At 46.3% G+C, this 15,356-nt stretch carries 15 protein-coding genes; 7 read left to right on the forward strand and 8 right to left on the reverse strand.

The features are described 5' to 3' along the window. Positions 1 to 86 precede the first annotated feature (86 nt). A complete protein-coding gene (gene tsaA / locus OH455_RS15470; protein ID WP_269982008.1) occupies positions 87 to 782 on the forward strand; it encodes a tRNA (N6-threonylcarbamoyladenosine(37)-N6)-methyltransferase TrmO in 696 nt (231 codons plus the stop codon). A 111-nt stretch (positions 783 to 893) separates the two neighbouring features. Continuing rightward, positions 894 to 2,609 carry a proline--tRNA ligase gene (locus OH455_RS15475; RefSeq protein ID WP_269982009.1) on the forward strand — a complete coding sequence of 572 codons (1,716 nt, stop codon included), beginning with the start codon at positions 894 to 896 and terminating at the stop codon, positions 2,607 to 2,609. A 377-nt stretch (positions 2,610 to 2,986) separates the two neighbouring features. Here the strand turns inward: OH455_RS15475 and OH455_RS15480 are convergent, their stop codons facing one another. Both OH455_RS15480 and lpcA read right to left on the reverse strand, forming a co-directional pair. Further along, positions 2,987 to 3,832: a class II glutamine amidotransferase gene (locus OH455_RS15480; protein ID WP_171352470.1), complete on the reverse strand. Its 846-nt coding sequence runs from the start codon at positions 3,830 to 3,832 to the stop codon at positions 2,987 to 2,989. A 74-nt stretch (positions 3,833 to 3,906) separates the two neighbouring features. Beyond that, entirely contained in the window at positions 3,907 to 4,485 is a 579-nt protein-coding gene (gene lpcA, locus OH455_RS15485; RefSeq protein WP_006957880.1) for a D-sedoheptulose 7-phosphate isomerase, read from the reverse strand. A 309-nt stretch (positions 4,486 to 4,794) separates the two neighbouring features. On the opposite strand from lpcA, the gene fadE reads away from it, so the two are divergent. Then, entirely contained in the window at positions 4,795 to 7,245 is a 2,451-nt protein-coding gene (gene fadE, locus OH455_RS15490) for an acyl-CoA dehydrogenase FadE (protein WP_269982010.1), read from the forward strand. 63 nt (positions 7,246 to 7,308) lie between these two features. Here the strand turns inward: fadE and OH455_RS15495 are convergent, their stop codons facing one another. Both OH455_RS15495 and dnaQ read right to left on the reverse strand, forming a co-directional pair. After that, entirely contained in the window at positions 7,309 to 8,556 is a 1,248-nt protein-coding gene (locus tag OH455_RS15495) for a TIGR03503 family protein (RefSeq protein ID WP_269982011.1), read from the reverse strand. A gap of 8 nt (positions 8,557 to 8,564) precedes the next feature. After that, entirely contained in the window at positions 8,565 to 9,305 is a 741-nt protein-coding gene (gene dnaQ, locus OH455_RS15500) for a DNA polymerase III subunit epsilon (RefSeq protein ID WP_269982012.1), read from the reverse strand. 56 nt (positions 9,306 to 9,361) lie between these two features. Here dnaQ and rnhA point away from each other — a divergent pair, with 56 nt between their 5' ends. Further along, complete coding sequence (gene rnhA, locus OH455_RS15505) at positions 9,362 to 9,826, forward strand: ribonuclease HI (RefSeq protein WP_206373434.1); 465 nt, start codon at positions 9,362 to 9,364, stop codon at positions 9,824 to 9,826. A 7-nt stretch (positions 9,827 to 9,833) separates the two neighbouring features. On the opposite strand, the gene OH455_RS15510 is transcribed toward rnhA, so the two are convergent. Continuing rightward, on the reverse strand, positions 9,834 to 10,562 hold the full coding sequence (locus tag OH455_RS15510) for a class I SAM-dependent methyltransferase (RefSeq protein WP_269982013.1): 729 nt from the start codon (positions 10,560 to 10,562) through the stop codon (positions 9,834 to 9,836). 39 nt (positions 10,563 to 10,601) lie between these two features. On the opposite strand from OH455_RS15510, the gene gloB reads away from it, so the two are divergent. The 3 genes from gloB (at position 10,602) to OH455_RS15525 (ending at position 13,679) form a co-directional block, all read left to right on the forward strand. Further along, the gene (gene gloB, locus OH455_RS15515; RefSeq protein ID WP_269982014.1) at positions 10,602 to 11,360 is read left to right on the forward strand and encodes a hydroxyacylglutathione hydrolase; all 759 of its coding nucleotides are present in this window, start codon (positions 10,602 to 10,604) and stop codon (positions 11,358 to 11,360) included. Between the two features lie 70 nt (positions 11,361 to 11,430). Then, positions 11,431 to 12,996: a lytic transglycosylase gene (locus OH455_RS15520; protein WP_269982015.1), complete on the forward strand. Its 1,566-nt coding sequence runs from the start codon at positions 11,431 to 11,433 to the stop codon at positions 12,994 to 12,996. After that, positions 12,993 to 13,679, forward strand: coding sequence for a YIP1 family protein (locus OH455_RS15525; RefSeq protein WP_269982016.1), 687 nt, complete (start codon positions 12,993 to 12,995; stop codon positions 13,677 to 13,679). Before OH455_RS15520 ends, OH455_RS15525 begins: the two co-directional genes overlap by 4 nt. Here OH455_RS15525 and OH455_RS15530 read toward each other — a convergent pair. The 3 genes from OH455_RS15530 to OH455_RS15540 all read right to left on the reverse strand — a co-directional run bounded on the left by OH455_RS15530 (position 13,659) and on the right by OH455_RS15540 (position 15,326). Beyond that, the gene (locus tag OH455_RS15530; protein WP_269982017.1) at positions 13,659 to 14,516 is read right to left on the reverse strand and encodes an endonuclease/exonuclease/phosphatase family protein; all 858 of its coding nucleotides are present in this window, start codon (positions 14,514 to 14,516) and stop codon (positions 13,659 to 13,661) included. The genes OH455_RS15525 and OH455_RS15530 overlap by 21 nt on opposite strands. A gap of 53 nt (positions 14,517 to 14,569) precedes the next feature. After that, positions 14,570 to 14,908, reverse strand: coding sequence for a nitrogen regulatory protein P-II (glnB, locus tag OH455_RS15535; protein WP_006957894.1), 339 nt, complete (start codon positions 14,906 to 14,908; stop codon positions 14,570 to 14,572). A 103-nt stretch (positions 14,909 to 15,011) separates the two neighbouring features. Then, entirely contained in the window at positions 15,012 to 15,326 is a 315-nt protein-coding gene (locus OH455_RS15540) for a c-type cytochrome (protein WP_269982018.1), read from the reverse strand. Positions 15,327 to 15,356 lie beyond the last annotated feature (30 nt).

Genomic DNA, 15,356 nt, shown 5'->3' on the forward strand with positions numbered 1-15,356 from the left:
ACATTCTAAATAATAATCATTATCAACAAGTTTTACTACTCTTTTTTGTGATACTTTTTCCTCATCACCAAATTGAGAGAAAAGAGATGTATTCCATAGAGCCGATCGGTTTTATTGAAAGCCCATATAAAGAGAAGTTCGCCGTTCCTCGGCAGCCAAGCTTAGTACCCGCTGCTCGCTCGCGAGTAAAGCTAGTTGGAGAGGCGAATAGTCCCGAAGCGGTACGCGGGTTGGAGCAATTCTCCCATGCTTGGTTATTGTTTCTATTTGACCAGAATTTAGCGGCAGGATGGAAGCCTACTGTCAGACCACCTCGACTGGGTGGCAATGAGCGTGTAGGTGTATTTGCTTCTCGTTCGACGTTTAGACCCAATGGGATTGGACTGTCGGCGGTTGAAATTAAAGGGGTCACAAAACAAGGCGATCAGATCTATCTCGATCTTGGCAATGTCGATTTAGTCGATGGCACTCCCATCATCGACATCAAGCCATATATCCCTTATTCAGACTCTATTCCTCAAGCGCTAGGAAGCTACGCAGAAGCGGAACCAAAAAAGTCTCAAGTCCTATTTTCGTCATTAGCCACAGAGCAATTAGAAACCCGCGGATATCTTGACTATCAAAAGACGGTAATTGAGCAGGTTTTAGCACAAGACCCTCGCCCAGCGTACAAAAAGAACAAGCCTGATAGTAAAGAATATGCGGTAAATATGTTCGATATGAATGTGAAGTTCACCGTTAACGATAACTTAATAACGGTTACTGCGATTGAAAGCTTTTGACAACGGCATTTGGCTGATATTATAAGCGGCTAACAATTTTCCCCTCGTGGGACTTCCATACTCCTGTCCATTCCGGCTTGAGTATCTAACTTTAATAAACGGATAAGTTAAATGCGTACCAGTAATTATCTTCTTTCTACTCTGAAGGAGACTCCAAACGACGCAGAAGTAGTGAGCCACCAGCTCATGCTACGTGCAGGTATGATCCGTAAGCTGGCTTCAGGTCTCTACACCTGGCTACCTACTGGTCTACGTGTACTGCGTAAAGTCGAAAACATCGTTCGTCAAGAGATCGACAATGCAGGCGCAGTCGAAACATTGATGCCCGTTGTTCAGCCGTTTGAACTATGGGAAGAGACAGGCCGCAGCGAGAAGATGGGCCCTGAGCTGCTTCGCTTTACTGACCGACACACTCGTCCGTTTGTTCTTAGCCCAACAGCTGAAGAAGTGATCACTAGCCTAGTGCGCAATGAAGTGAGCTCTTACAAACAGCTACCGCTAAACCTGTACCAAATCCAAACTAAGTTCCGTGATGAGCGTCGCCCACGTTTTGGCGTAATGCGTGCACGCGAATTCTGCATGATGGATGCGTACAGCTTTGATATTGATAAAGAAGGTCTACAGAAGTCTTACGATGCAATGCACGATGCTTACTGTAAAGCCTTCGACCGCATGGGCCTTGAGTACCGCCCAGTACTGGCTGACTCAGGTGCTATCGGTGGCAGTGGTTCTCAAGAGTTCCACGTACTTGCGGAAAGTGGTGAAGACCTAATTGCCTTCTCTACTGAGTCTGATTACGCAGCGAACATCGAAAAAGCGGAAGCACTTGCTCTGGCTGACGAAGCTGCGGCTCCAACTCAAGAGATGACGCTAGTTGACACGCCAAACGCAAAAACAATTGCTGAGCTTGTTGAACAGTTTGAGTTGCCAATCGAGAAGACGGTTAAGACTCTATTTGTTAAAGCATCTGATGACGTTGACGCTGACCTAATCGCGCTTATCGTCCGTGGCGACCACGAACTGAACGAAGTGAAAGCGGAAAACCTTCCTCAGGTGGCCACTCCTCTGGAGATGGCGACAGAAGAAGAGATTCGCGCTCTAATCGGTGCTGGTCCCGGCTCACTAGGCCCTGTCAGTCTTAAACTGCCATACATCGTTGACCGCACTGTTGCTGTAATGAGTGACTTTGGCGCAGGCGCTAACGTAGACGACAAACACTACTTCGGTATCAACTGGGGTCGTGATGTTGAGCTTGGCCAAGTTGAAGACTTACGTAATGTAGTTGAAGGTGATCCAAGCCCTTGTGGTAAAGGTACCATCGCCCTGAAACGCGGTATCGAAGTAGGCCACATCTTCCAACTAGGTAACGTTTACTCTCAAGCAATGAACTGTGGCGTTCTTGGCCCAGATGGTAAAAACGTTATCCTTGAGATGGGTTGTTACGGTATCGGTGTTTCTCGTGTGGTTGCTTCTGCAATTGAGCAAAACCATGACAAATACGGCATCATCTGGCCAGACGCACTCGCACCTTTCCAAGTCGCTATCGTTCCTATGAACATGCACAAGTCAGAAGAAGTGAAAGAAGCAGCTGAGAAGCTATATGCTGAACTTACGGCTATGGGCATCGAAGTACTATTCGATGACCGTAAAGAGCGCCCAGGTGTTATGTTCTCTGATATGGAACTTATCGGTATCCCTCACACTATCGTGATCGGCGATCGTTCGATGAAAGAAGGCAACTTTGAGTACAAGAACCGCCGCACTGGTGACAAGACACCTGTTGCGATGGCTGACATCGTTGAGCATGTTAAAGCTCAGCTAGCGTAAGTTAGCCCCTAGAAATAAAAAAGGCCGATGGAGACATCGGCCTTTTTTGTGGGAAACGGGAGACGGGACTCGGGACTCGGGACTCGGGACTCGGGACTCGGGACATTTTATAGAGTTGGCGTTTTTCATCAGCTCTCTTGTTTCAATAACTTACCATGTCATCCTCAAGAGCGAGGAACGAGCGAGTTGGGGAACTCTTAAAACGACTAGATAACTAATTGAGATTCCCTACTCCTTCCTTCGCTCAGTCTATGGAATGACTGAGCGAAGTATTTGTCTTCTATCTCGCAGGGCGAAACCCGCTCCCGTTTTCCATAGGACGAAGTCCGTTCGCGCATCTCGCGGGCGCAGCCCGATCTAAGAGCGCAGCGATTCTATTACTCCAACGGCTCAGTAGGCGCCTGACTTTCGACCTTTTTCGGAGCAAATGGTACATCAATAAGCTCATCGGCATTACCATCGACAATCTCACCGAAATGTAAAATGCCAAACTCTCCCGGCTTCATTCGATGCCATTCTTCATTATCAGTTAGCGGCTGCGTCGCGATGACTGAAACCACATCATTGGGTGTCGTTTCTTCCTGAAAATTAATCTCTACATCTTCATCAATTAAAGAAGCTTTGCCAAATGGCGCACGACGAGTAATCCAGTAGAGATGGTTGGTACAATAGGTCATAACGTACTCACCATCTGACAACAACATATTGAACACCCCTTTACTTTTCAGGGTTTCACAACATTTCGCCACAAAGCGGAACACACCTATCATATCCTGAGGCGGTTCTGGGAATCGGTCTTCCATCTGCTTAAGCAACCAACAAAACGCCAATTCACTGTCTGTCTGGCCCACAGGTCTATGACGCCCAGTATGCAGCTCTTGATAATCAGACAACTGACCATTGTGAGCAAAAGTCCAATAACGTCCCCACAATTCGCGGGTAAATGGGTGAGTGTTCTCTAGATTGACGCCACCACGATTCGCCTGACGAATATGGCTAACTATTGCGCAGCTTTTGATCGGATAATTCTGAACCAATTCAGCAATTTTAGACTTGCAGCTTGGATTCGGATCTTTAAACGTCCGAAAACCTTTACCTTCGTAGAAAGTGATCCCCCAGCCATCGCGATGTGGGCCGGTATTGCCGCCACGCTGCATCAAGCCAGTAAAACTGAAACAAATGTCTGTTGGTACATTGGCGCTCATTCCGAGCAATTCACACATGGTTTATAAAACTCCCTTGCACTACCTAAGTGCCAGCATAAACAGCACTGGCACTTGCTAAACCAGTTTGAAAATTACTTTTCCATTTCCTTTTCGATCAACTGAATCACAATATGGATGATTTTAATGTGGATCTCTTGAATACGATCAGCGTAACCAAAATGAGGAACACGAATTTCAATATCCGCCAGACCCGCCATTTTACCGCCATCTTTACCGGTCAGAGCAATCGTCTTCATGCCTTTTGCCTGAGCCGCTTCAATCGCTTTAAGAATGTTGCCAGAGTTTCCCGATGTCGACAAACCAAATAGTACATCCCCTTTAGCACCAACCGCTTCTACGTAGCGAGAGAACACATACTCGTAACCAAAGTCATTACTTACACAAGATAGGTGGCTTGGATCGGAGATAGCAATACCTGGCAAACCCGGGCGATTCTCACGGTAACGACCTGTCAGCTCTTCAGCGAAGTGCATAGCGTCACAGTGAGAGCCGCCGTTACCACAAGAAAGCACCTTGCCCCCCTGCTTAAATGAGTCAGCGAGCATCTTGGCCGCCGCTTCAATTTGCGCAATATTACTTTCATCGCTAAGGAATTTATTCAGTACGTCAGCAGCTTCGGTAAGTTCGTTTTTAATCAGATCCTGGTACATAGGTTTTTCTCTAATTATTTTGTATTAACAAGGCCGACGCTTATCGTCGCCAAGGTGATAGTCAGAGTTTACTCAAACAATTCTCACTGTCGATAGCTGCCCGCAAACAATTGCGTCTTTATTCCGTTTCTTCACCATCAAAAATAGCTCTCCTCTTCATTTTTAGAATTTACCCCCTACCAAGATCACTTTTTGAACATATTTGGGTTTTACATTTCTTTAATATTTTGATTACACTCTAACTGGTTGGACCTCTTACTAGATAACGGCGTAATCTGAATTTCAAACGCCGAACAAGGAACATTAACTATGGACATCTTGCTCTCTATACTCGGATTTGCTACAGCTCTGGCGATCTGTCTCTATCATCGTACTTCGCTGATGAAGTCGATAGCTGCTCTTACCGCCACATTAGCAGTGCTTTCTATATTTGGCTCTGCAGGCTCACTCAGCTGGATTTTTTTCATCGCTGCCACTGCGGTAATCGCGATTCCTTCCATTCGCCAATCTCTGATCAGTCAAAAAGCGCTGACGTTGTTTAAAAAAGTCTTACCAGCGATGTCGCAAACGGAAAAAGAAGCCCTCGATGCTGGTACCGTTTGGTGGGAGGCTGAGCTTTTCAAAGGCAAGCCAGACTGGAATAAACTGCATGCGATTCAAAACCCTAAGCTCACAGCCGAGGAACAAGCGTTTCTTGACGGCCCAGTAAACGAAGTGTGCGCGATGGTGAACGATTACCAGGTCACTCATGAACTGGCTGACTTACCCCCTGAAGTGTGGCAGTACCTTAAAGACAACAAATTCTTCGCCATGATCATCAAAAAGAAATACGGTGGCTTAGAGTTTTCTGCTTATGCCCAATCTTTGGTGTTACAGAAATTAACTGGCGTGTCAGGTGTTCTTTCTTCTACTGTGGGGGTTCCTAACTCTTTAGGCCCAGGTGAATTACTTCAACATTACGGTACGACAGAGCAAAAAGATTACTACCTACCTCGCCTTGCAGAAGGTAAAGAAATCCCTTGTTTCGCCCTAACCAGCCCTGAAGCTGGCTCTGATGCCGGTTCAATCCCTGACTTCGGCGTGGTGTGTAAAGGCAAGTGGGAAGGCAAAGAAGTCCTAGGTATGCGCTTAACCTGGAACAAGCGCTACATTACCTTAGCGCCTATAGCTACGGTTTTGGGCCTTGCCTTTAAACTGCGTGACCCTGAAGGCTTACTTGGTGAACAGGAAGAACTGGGCATCACCTGTGCTCTGATTCCTACCCATCTTAAAGGTGTTGAGATTGGTAACCGACATTTCCCACTGAACGTTCCTTTCCAAAACGGACCGACTCGTGGTGAAGACTTGTTTGTTCCACTAGATTTCATTATCGGTGGCCCTAAAATGGCTGGCCAAGGCTGGCGAATGCTGGTTGAATGTCTGTCAGTGGGTCGTGGTATCACGCTACCTTCTAACTCTACAGGTGGTATCAAGACGGCAGCACTCGCTACCGGTGCATATGCACGCATTCGCCGCCAGTTCAAACAGCCAATCGGACAGATGGAAGGTGTGGAAGAGCCATTAGCACGTCTAGGCGGCAACGCGTACGTCATGGACGCAGCCAGTAACCTAACTGTCGCTGGTATTGATTTGGGCGAAAAGCCTTCCGTTATCTCCGCAATTGTAAAATACCACTGTACCCACCGCGGTCAGCAAAGCATTATTGATGCAATGGACATTGTGGGCGGTAAAGGTATCTGTATGGGACCTTCCAACTTCTTGGCCCGAGGCTACCAAGGTGCACCTATTGCTGTAACTGTAGAAGGGGCGAACATCTTAACCCGTTCAATGATCATTTATGGTCAAGGCGCTATCCGCTGTCATCCTTACGTTCTTGAAGAAATGAATGCGGCTTATTCAGACGCTTCTAATGCACTAGATAAGTTTGATGCTGCACTTGCAGGCCACGTCAGCTTCACAATGAGCAACTTGGTACGCAGCTTCTGGCTGGGTCTCACTGATGGTCGACTCTCATCTGCACCCGTCAAAGACACGACCACCCACTACTACCAGCAACTTAACCGCTACAGTGCAAACATTGCATTCCTGTCAGACATTTCAATGGCCGTATTAGGCGGTTCGCTTAAACGTAAAGAGCGCTTATCAGCGCGTCTGGGGGATATTCTCAGCCAGCTTTATCTAAGCTCTGCAACACTCAAACGTTATGAGAGTGATGGCCGTATCGCCGACGATCTTCCTCTGGTGCATTGGGGATTACAGGACAGCCTGAAGCAGACAGAAGAAGCAATTGATGAATTCCTTGCTAACTTCCCGAACAAGTGGCTGGGTAAAGCACTGCGAGTGATGATCTTACCCTTTGGCCGCGTGCGTAAAGCACCAAGTGATAAAATTGATAGCCAAGTTGCTCAGATTCTTCAAACACCATCAGCGACACGTGATCGATTGGGCCGCAATCAATACTTCCACGCGAGCGAGTTCAATCCCGCAGGTAAGATTGAGGAAGCACTGCATATCATCCTTGAAGCAGAACCAGTGTTTAAGAAAGTCTGCAAAGCCATCAATGAACGACGTCCATTCCTACGTCTCGACTTAATCGCTGACATTGGTCTAGAAAAAGGCATTATCGATTCTGCCGATGCACAACTGCTACGTAAAGCAGAAGAACATCGCTTATATGCAATTAACGTGGATGACTTTGACCCAAAGGACTTAGCTGCCAAGCCTCTAGAGATAACACCTCAGATGGATGAAGTGGCGTAAAGTTCACACTGACTAAAAAGGGCTGCCAAGTTGGCAGCCCTTTTTTAGCAAGTCTGATTTATCTTATTTCTTCGGCATTTCTAATTGCATTTCAGGCATCATTTCCTTCTTGGCTCCTAACTTACGCATCACAAACCAAACCGCTAAACCAAGAATAATCATCACCACATTTCCGACTCCAATCATAATGAAGGTTTGGGTGCGTTTCTCTTCTCGCATTTGAATCAAACGCATTTCCTCGACTAATTTCTGTTGCATCATACGCTCTTCTTCTTGCAATCGGCGTGTCTCAGCAAAGTCAATCTCTTCAAGAACACTGTAAGTATGTTCTTTGATTGGAAAAGCAAGTGGACGACCAGCCCCCATTTCAGTCGCAAAAACCTTCCCCATCCAAGAATAATTACCAATATCGTCGTTATAAGGGAACGCCAGTACTACTTTATCTGATTCTTTTGAGGCACTCTCTGCTACGGAAATTTCGCTGGCATCTGGCGACTTATGTTCGATTTGCGCGGCCAAACTTCCTGGTTGAATCATCCCCTGTTCACCAGAGATGACCAACTGATGCTCTTTGCCTTCTTCACGACTTTGGATAAAGGTAGTTTCTACTGGTGTTGGGTAAATCAGTACCTCCTGCTCCTGAGCACGGAGGAACACACCGTTGCCTGATGTAATACGAACGCGATATTTACCCGGTTCAGGAGATATGTTCAGAGAGACGGTAAACACACCATCTCCAGCCACTTCGTCCAACCCACGGCCATCATCAGCAAATTCACCAATCGTATATGGAATTGGTCTTGCTTCCTTGATCAGCTCCTCTTCGTTTTCAACATATTTGGTAAAAGTCACCATCAATTTGACTCGTTCAAGGAAGTCTCTGAGCACCAAAGGTTTACCATCTGCTGTTAGACGAGCGGTAAATTTCATTTCTTCATTTTGAAATAGCCTTGCCGGCATGGTGTCAGTTGACAGTTCAAGGTGGGAGATCAGAATGATTTTATTCTTAGGCGTGACTTTACCGATTGCCTGCCAAGGGCCAGGCATAGGATTGTCAATCGAGATGATGTCCATGGACGATTCTTGATACCAACGGACATTGTCTGGGCTACGCCACGCGTAGTACTTTTTCCCATCTGGGCGTACCAGAACAACTGGGCGAGAGCGCTCAGCACGATAGATGACAAAGGTAATTTGTTTTATGGTAGGGTCGACTCGAAAACGGTTGTCGAGCAGCGACATGGAGGATTCCTCAGCGTATCCTAAGGTACTGACCAACAAACCCAGTAGGGCAAACCAAATCCTCAACATTCCTTCTCCTACTGACGCCAGAGACAGCTTCCGCTCTTCTCCACCAGATCCAATCTATTTTGATGTGCTTCTAGTTCATCGGCCGTTGCACGGATAACCTTTAGCGATTTTCGCCCACCAGCAGCCCGTTTTATTGATTCACCTCCCACATTACCTTCTGCGCTGCCCGGGTTAAATTGCAGTGATGTCTGGCCACCTGTCATTAACAGATAAACGTCAGCCAGTATCTCAGCATCGAGCAAAGCGCCGTGGAGGGTACGGTGAGAGTTATCTATACCGTAGCGATCACATAATACGTCAAGGTTGTTTCGTTTGCCGGGGAAGATTTTCTTCGCCATGGCAAGCGTATCGGTCACCTTACAGTAATCGTCAGTTTTGCCGATCTTAGGATCGAGCATACCAAACTCGTAATCCATAAAACCGGTATCAAAGGGCGCGTTGTGTGCGACTAATTCAGCGCCTTTAATAAACTCGATAAATTCCTTATGGACATCCTGATACTCTGGTTTGTCGACCAGAAACTCGTCAGTGATACCGTGAACTTCAACAGCGTCAGGCTGAATTTCACGATCAGGTTTGATGTAAACGTGAAAATGACGTCCGGTCAGTTTACGGTTGATGATTTCTACCGCTCCGATTTCGATAATACGGTGCCCTTGATAATGAGGACCACCTTCACGGTTCATACCTGTGGTTTCGGTATCGAGTACCACGATGCGATTGTGGTTGGAATTGTTGCTGGTATTCATAACAAATTGTGTGTCAGACTATGCCAATAATGTGCTTAACCCAATAGTATCAAATCATGACGAAACAGGTGGAAATTTTCACAGATGGTTCTTGTTTAGGCAATCCAGGTCCTGGCGGATACGGCATTGTTTTGCGCTACAAACAAGTAGAAAAGACATTAGCGAAAGGTTATACCCTCACTACGAACAATCGTATGGAAATGATGGCAACTATAGTCGCACTGCAAACTTTGAAAGAGCCTTGTGACGTCATACTCACCACTGATAGTCAGTACGTTCGCCAAGGCATTACTCAATGGATCCATAACTGGAAAAAACGCAACTGGAAAACATCCGATAAAAAACCGGTTAAAAACGCCGACTTGTGGAAAGCACTTGATGCAGAAACAGGTCGTCATAAAATAGACTGGCGTTGGGTCAAAGGCCATGCTGGCCACCGAGAGAACGAGATGTGTGATGAGCTAGCCCGAGCTGCCGCTGAAAGTCCAACCGATGAAGATACGGGGTATCAGCCTAGTTAGAGCGGCTTCACTTACTCGAAACTTTATAATTGACGCCAATCGGCGTCAATTTTCGTTTTAACTTCCAATGTGGCTTGATTGGTTTAAGTGGATAAGTGCGTTTGCGGGCAACAATAAAGTACAGGCTGCCCATAGGAGATGCCCAATCTCCTAAACTGTTTTCCAGCCAAGTCCACATTGTGCGATATTTTTGCATTGGAAACAGGGCATAGCTGTCACATTCAATCACCTGATAGTTCAAGACACTCAACCAGTCGCGGATACGATTCGGGGTAAACATACGCCCACTCCAAGGCAAGTTATTCTTGCGCCACGGCATCAGGCTCGCCAAACCAGTGAGGCTGACAGGATTAAAACCCGTAATGATCAAATACCCATCGTCGATCATCACCCGATCGACTTCTCTCAACATGCGATGGGGATCATTGCAATAATCCAGTTGATGCGCCATCACAACAGCATCGAAACTTTTTTCAAGAAACGGAAGGTCATAACCATCTGCAATCACATTGTGCAAAGGGTTCTGGATATCGAGGTTAACTTGGTGTTGAATGTTACAATTAAAGCTGGTTAACTCACAGCTCAGCCCTCCCAGCTTAAGCATATGATAGCCAAATAGTTTGGGGCACCATTCATCGATACGAGTTTGTATGGACTCATTAACCCATTGGCCATTTTTAAGCTGAGACCATGAATGAGGCTTTTCAAGCTTCTTATTACTGCGTGCTGGCTTCATATTCAACCTGCTTCACTCTTGGTAATCGGAGACACAACTATGTTAGATATCAAAAGCATACCTGCATTTAATGATAATTACATCTGGCTGATTCAAAATAGCGATCAGAGTTGTGCTGTTGTCGATCCGGGAGAGGCAACCCCTGTACTAGAATACCTTAAACAGCACGAGTTAAGCTTAGAGGCTATCTTAATTACTCACCACCACAACGATCACATCGGCGGTATCCCAGAGCTTGTCAGGCAGTATCCAGATGTCGATGTGGTAGGCCCAGCCAATGAACCAGTACCCACATTAACTCACGCCGTCGAGGCTGGTGACCAACTTGAGTTGTTTGGTGAAATATTTTTTGTTTTGGGTTTAGAGGGACATACTCGCGGGCATATCGGCTATGTCGGGGATGAAAAACTGTTTTGTGGTGACGTTCTGTTCTCAGCCGGTTGCGGGCGGGTCTTTGAAGGTACGATGGAACAGATGCACACTTCCCTCGCCAAACTTGCCGCTCTGCCAGAAGAAACCGAGGTTTACTGCGCACATGAATATACTGCAAGTAATGTTGCTTTCGCTCTTGCGGTAGAGCCCGACAATGAGCTTCTACAGCAGTATCGTGATGAGGTTAATCGTCTCAGGGCACAGAACAGACCGACTCTACCAACCACCATTCGCAAAGAAAAATGGATTAACCCTTTTCTACGCACAGATCAGCAAAGCGTCATGCGTTCAGTGGCTAACCGGACTCAACAAACGGACTCGCTCTCCATTTTTACGGCATTACGTGAGTGGAAGAACGAATTTTAACGTTTTGCAACTTGTCACCCCCATATTTAGACAAGTATTATCAGCAGCCAAATAGAAAAAGGGCTGTGAAATGCGAGTAAAACACAGCTGGGTATTAGCACTACTACTAACAGGATGTCAGCTTACCCAGCAGACAGAGAGCGATCAATCCGCCTCTACGGAGACCAATAACTCACCAGCAGTAGCGTCAAGTATGCCTGGTGACAAAACTTCACAATCGTCGGAATCCTATAAACCAATCATGACACCCCAATCTCAGGATGATGTCTGGCAACGTATCGCAATGCAGTTGGATTTCCCGATTCCTGACGATAAGATGGTCGATTACTACCGCACTTGGTATCTTAAACACCCTAACCATCTTAAAACGGTTTCCGAACGTGCCCAGCCATTCCTTTACCTGATCACAGAAAAGATTGAGCAACGTGGCCTACCGCTAGAGCTTGCACTTCTACCTATCGTTGAAAGCTCTTTTGATGCCTTTGCATACTCTCATGGCAGCGCAGCTGGACTATGGCAGTTTGTTCCCGGCACAGGAAAATATTACGGTTTAACGCAAAACTTCTGGTATGACGGCCGACGTGACGTCGCCTCGTCTACAGACGCAGCGCTCGATTACCTAAGCGCTCTAAATAAACGATTCGAAGGCAACTGGAATCATGCAATTGCTGCCTACAACAGTGGCGGTGGTCGTGTCTCTAGCGCGATAAACAAAAATACGAGATTGGGTAAACCAACCGATTTTTTCTCTCTTGATCTTCCAAAAGAGACCAGTGGTTATGTACCAAAACTACTCGCATTGGCTGATATCATTGCAAATAAAGACAAATATGGTATTGATATCCCACCGATTGCCAACCAGCCTGTTGTCGAGCTTGTTGATCCTAAAGAACAACTAGACTTAGCCATTGCAGCAAACTACGCCGGCATCAGCGTCAAACAGCTGCAAAGCCTAAACCCCGCCTACAACCAATGGGCAACCGCACCAGATGGCCCACATCAGCTTTTACTGCCCGTTGCAAAGATTGATGTTTTCAAAGCCAAAGTCTCTGAAAATCGGGGAAAAGGGATGAAGGTGGTTCGCTATAAGGTTAAATCGGGTGACAACTTGAGCGCATTAGCCAATCGGTATAACACGACAACGAAAGTCATTCAGAGCGCTAACAACCTGAGTGGATACAACATCCGTGTCGGACAACACTTGATGATCCCAACATCCACTAAAGATGATCGAGCTTATACACTCAGCGCAACCAACCGACTGGCAAAAACTCAGGCTAAGTCTCGTGGACAATATAAGCTCACTCATACTGTACGCTCAGGTGATAGTTTATGGAGTATTGCACGAGCCAACAAGGTCTCTCACCAATCTCTTGCAAAGTGGAATGGCATGGGGCCAAGAGATACACTTCGCGTTGGACAAAAGCTGGTGATCTGGAAAAACAGCTCTGAAGGCGCCATTATCCGTACCGTTTTCTATAACGTAAAGGCTGGTGACACCATCAGCGCTATCGCCAACAAATTTAAAGTGAAATCCCAAGATATCGTCAAATGGAACGGGCTAAGCAAAAAGAAATACCTACAGCCAGGTCAGAAGCTCAAACTCTATGTCGATGTAACTAAGGTAAGTGTATGACGCCTTCCACAAACCCTCTCGTGATGCTAGTTGATGTATTTCGTTCACCCAGTGCATGCTTCCTCGCACTATACCAACGTGGAGCTTGGGGCTGGCAAACCTACATCGTGTTAATGTTATCCCCATTTCTCTTTTGGGGCGCCTACTTTGATATTGTAGATTTTGAATGGCTGAAGCAGGGCTTGTCCACTCAACTCGCCCAGACCAATCCGAAGCAATTGGCGCTCCTTGAGGCAAACACTTTGATGGCAAGTGAGATCATCAGTGACGTGATAGGCAGGACTCTCACCATTGTGATGTTGGCGTTCTGGTTCAATTTAGCGACGAAACCCAGCCAACATCAACACGGCTTCTGGCGCTGGTTTGCTGCAAGCACTGTTGTCGTATTTCCAGCGATCATTGGCGATCTAGCAAGTTACGTCAGTCTGCTGCTCAAGCATGGTCAGGTCATGGTGTATGCGGCCGATCTCAATAGTCTCAATGGTCTCCTAAAACTGCCTCTGACCAATGAGTGGTCGCAATTTGCGAGCTCATTCCCACTGCTCTTGCCTTGGTATATCGCTTTAGGCTATGCAGCTGTCGGAACTTGGACGGAGTTCGAACGTGGTCAAGCGTTAGCAATTTCAGCGCTCCCTTGGATAGCGTATTACATTATCTGGGCGCTATATATCGTTATCAGCTAAACGAAACATGACTTCAAGAGGATTATGGTCAGAGGCGTCGGATTCCGGCGCCTCTGCTTTTATCAGGACTAACCCACGATAAAAAACATGATCGAGCGGTAATCCGGTTATAAATTGAGTACGATTATCAGGGTGATAGCTCACTTCTTGCACACCAAGCTTGTCCAGTGCACTCTTCATTACCGCCATTCTGTCTGCACTCCAACTATTAAAATCACCGGCGACGATAATCGGACCTGAATGCTTATTTAGCTCGGCGACCAGCGCACCAAGCTGCCTTTGGTACTCGTCTGTACCATAGGTAAAGTTCACCGCATGGATATTAACCACCGCCAATAACTCACCGTCAGACAAGGGATAAGTCGCATAAATAGCAGATTTAGGTAAGCGCAACCATGGTTCCAGTTCAGTGTAAGCGCAAGCGAGTTTGGGCAGAGACTTAGATAAATTCAGTACGCCAGCACTGCGTTCAAACGCTTTAAACGCGTCCACTTGGTTACCAAACCAAAACGGCTGTTTTATCCACTCCTTTAGTTCAGCGGTCATACTGGCTTCCTGCAGTAAAACCAGCTGTTTATCTTCAGAATATTTGGTCAGTTCTTGCGACCAATTGTCGCGATTTTGCTTATAAATATTCCAAACTAGCAGATTTATATCACCATTGTTGTCAATGGACTCCACGTTAGCTGCATGTACACAACGCAATGACACATCTTCCCCTGACGGAGAAATAGTCGATAGTTGAGGCTGATCAGGAAGAGAAAACGTTAGTTGGAAACCTCCAACCACGACGGCGATAACAACAATAGGTAAGATCAACAGGCGCTTTTTTTTCACTTGATACTACCATGAAGAAAAAAGAGCCTTGCGGCTCTTCTAAGAAAATCGGGTTAGATTGCGTCTTCGTCTTCTTCACCAGTACGAATACGGACAATACGCTCAATATCTGTGATAAAGATTTTGCCGTCACCTATTTTACCGGTTTGGGCCGTTTCGACAATGGTATCAACACATTGCTCTGCCACATCGTCTGTCACAACAATCTCAAGCTTCACCTTAGGTAAGAAATCCACCATGTACTCTGCACCACGGTACAGTTCCGTATGCCCTTTTTGGCGACCAAAGCCTTTCACTTCAGAAACCGTCATGCCAGTGATACCGACTTCCGCCAATGCTTCACGAACGTCATCCAATTTAAATGGCTTAATAATGGCTTCGATTTTTTTCATGTTCATCCCTTAAACTTCAGCAATTTGTCTCATTATCCCATGATAAAAAGGCAATAAAAAGCCCGAGCTTATTATACTCGGGCTAAACACTATTGCCGATGCCTTACTTTAGACTCGCGTAGTAGGCCGCTAAATTAGCAATATCCGCGTCACTCAGCATCGCAGCTTGTGCCTGCATAACAGCAGCTAATCCACCATTGCGCTCTTTGTTTTTATAGGCATTAATTGACGTCACGATGTACTGTTCATTTTGGCCTTTTAGGTTCGGGTAACCAGGAATAACAGCGACACCATCTGCACCGTGACACGCTGCACATACCGCCGCTTTTGTTTTTCCGGCTGCAACATCGCCGGCAGCCATTGCTTGCCCAGCAAACCAACTCATTACAACCACTATTCCAATCGCGATTTTTTTCATTGCTCTTCCTTATTAATTCCACTTTATTTG

The sequence above is a fragment of the Vibrio sp. T11.5 genome (assembly GCF_027587155.1).
Taxonomy (GTDB): Bacteria; Pseudomonadota; Gammaproteobacteria; order Enterobacterales; family Vibrionaceae; genus Vibrio; species Vibrio neptunius.

What these genes read in the sequence shown, in the direction of transcription:
- OH455_RS15495 (WP_269982011.1), bottom strand. Translation starts at nt 8,556, where the DNA reads ATGTTGAGGATTTGGTTTGCCCTACTGGGTTTGTTGGTCAGTACCTTA.
- OH455_RS15525 (WP_269982016.1), top strand. Translation starts at nt 12,993, where the DNA reads ATGACGCCTTCCACAAACCCTCTCGTGATGCTAGTTGATGTATTTCGT.
- rnhA (WP_206373434.1), top strand. Translation starts at nt 9,362, where the DNA reads ATGACGAAACAGGTGGAAATTTTCACAGATGGTTCTTGTTTAGGCAAT.
- OH455_RS15540 (WP_269982018.1), bottom strand. Translation starts at nt 15,326, where the DNA reads ATGAAAAAAATCGCGATTGGAATAGTGGTTGTAATGAGTTGGTTTGCT.
- OH455_RS15510 (WP_269982013.1), bottom strand. Translation starts at nt 10,562, where the DNA reads ATGAAGCCAGCACGCAGTAATAAGAAGCTTGAAAAGCCTCATTCATGG.
- tsaA (WP_269982008.1), top strand. Translation starts at nt 87, where the DNA reads ATGTATTCCATAGAGCCGATCGGTTTTATTGAAAGCCCATATAAAGAG.
- OH455_RS15480 (WP_171352470.1), bottom strand. Translation starts at nt 3,832, where the DNA reads ATGTGTGAATTGCTCGGAATGAGCGCCAATGTACCAACAGACATTTGT.
- OH455_RS15475 (WP_269982009.1), top strand. Translation starts at nt 894, where the DNA reads ATGCGTACCAGTAATTATCTTCTTTCTACTCTGAAGGAGACTCCAAAC.
- lpcA (WP_006957880.1), bottom strand. Translation starts at nt 4,485, where the DNA reads ATGTACCAGGATCTGATTAAAAACGAACTTACCGAAGCTGCTGACGTA.
- glnB (WP_006957894.1), bottom strand. Translation starts at nt 14,908, where the DNA reads ATGAAAAAAATCGAAGCCATTATTAAGCCATTTAAATTGGATGACGTT.
- fadE (WP_269982010.1), top strand. Translation starts at nt 4,795, where the DNA reads ATGGACATCTTGCTCTCTATACTCGGATTTGCTACAGCTCTGGCGATC.
- gloB (WP_269982014.1), top strand. Translation starts at nt 10,602, where the DNA reads ATGTTAGATATCAAAAGCATACCTGCATTTAATGATAATTACATCTGG.
- OH455_RS15520 (WP_269982015.1), top strand. Translation starts at nt 11,431, where the DNA reads ATGCGAGTAAAACACAGCTGGGTATTAGCACTACTACTAACAGGATGT.
- dnaQ (WP_269982012.1), bottom strand. Translation starts at nt 9,305, where the DNA reads ATGAATACCAGCAACAATTCCAACCACAATCGCATCGTGGTACTCGAT.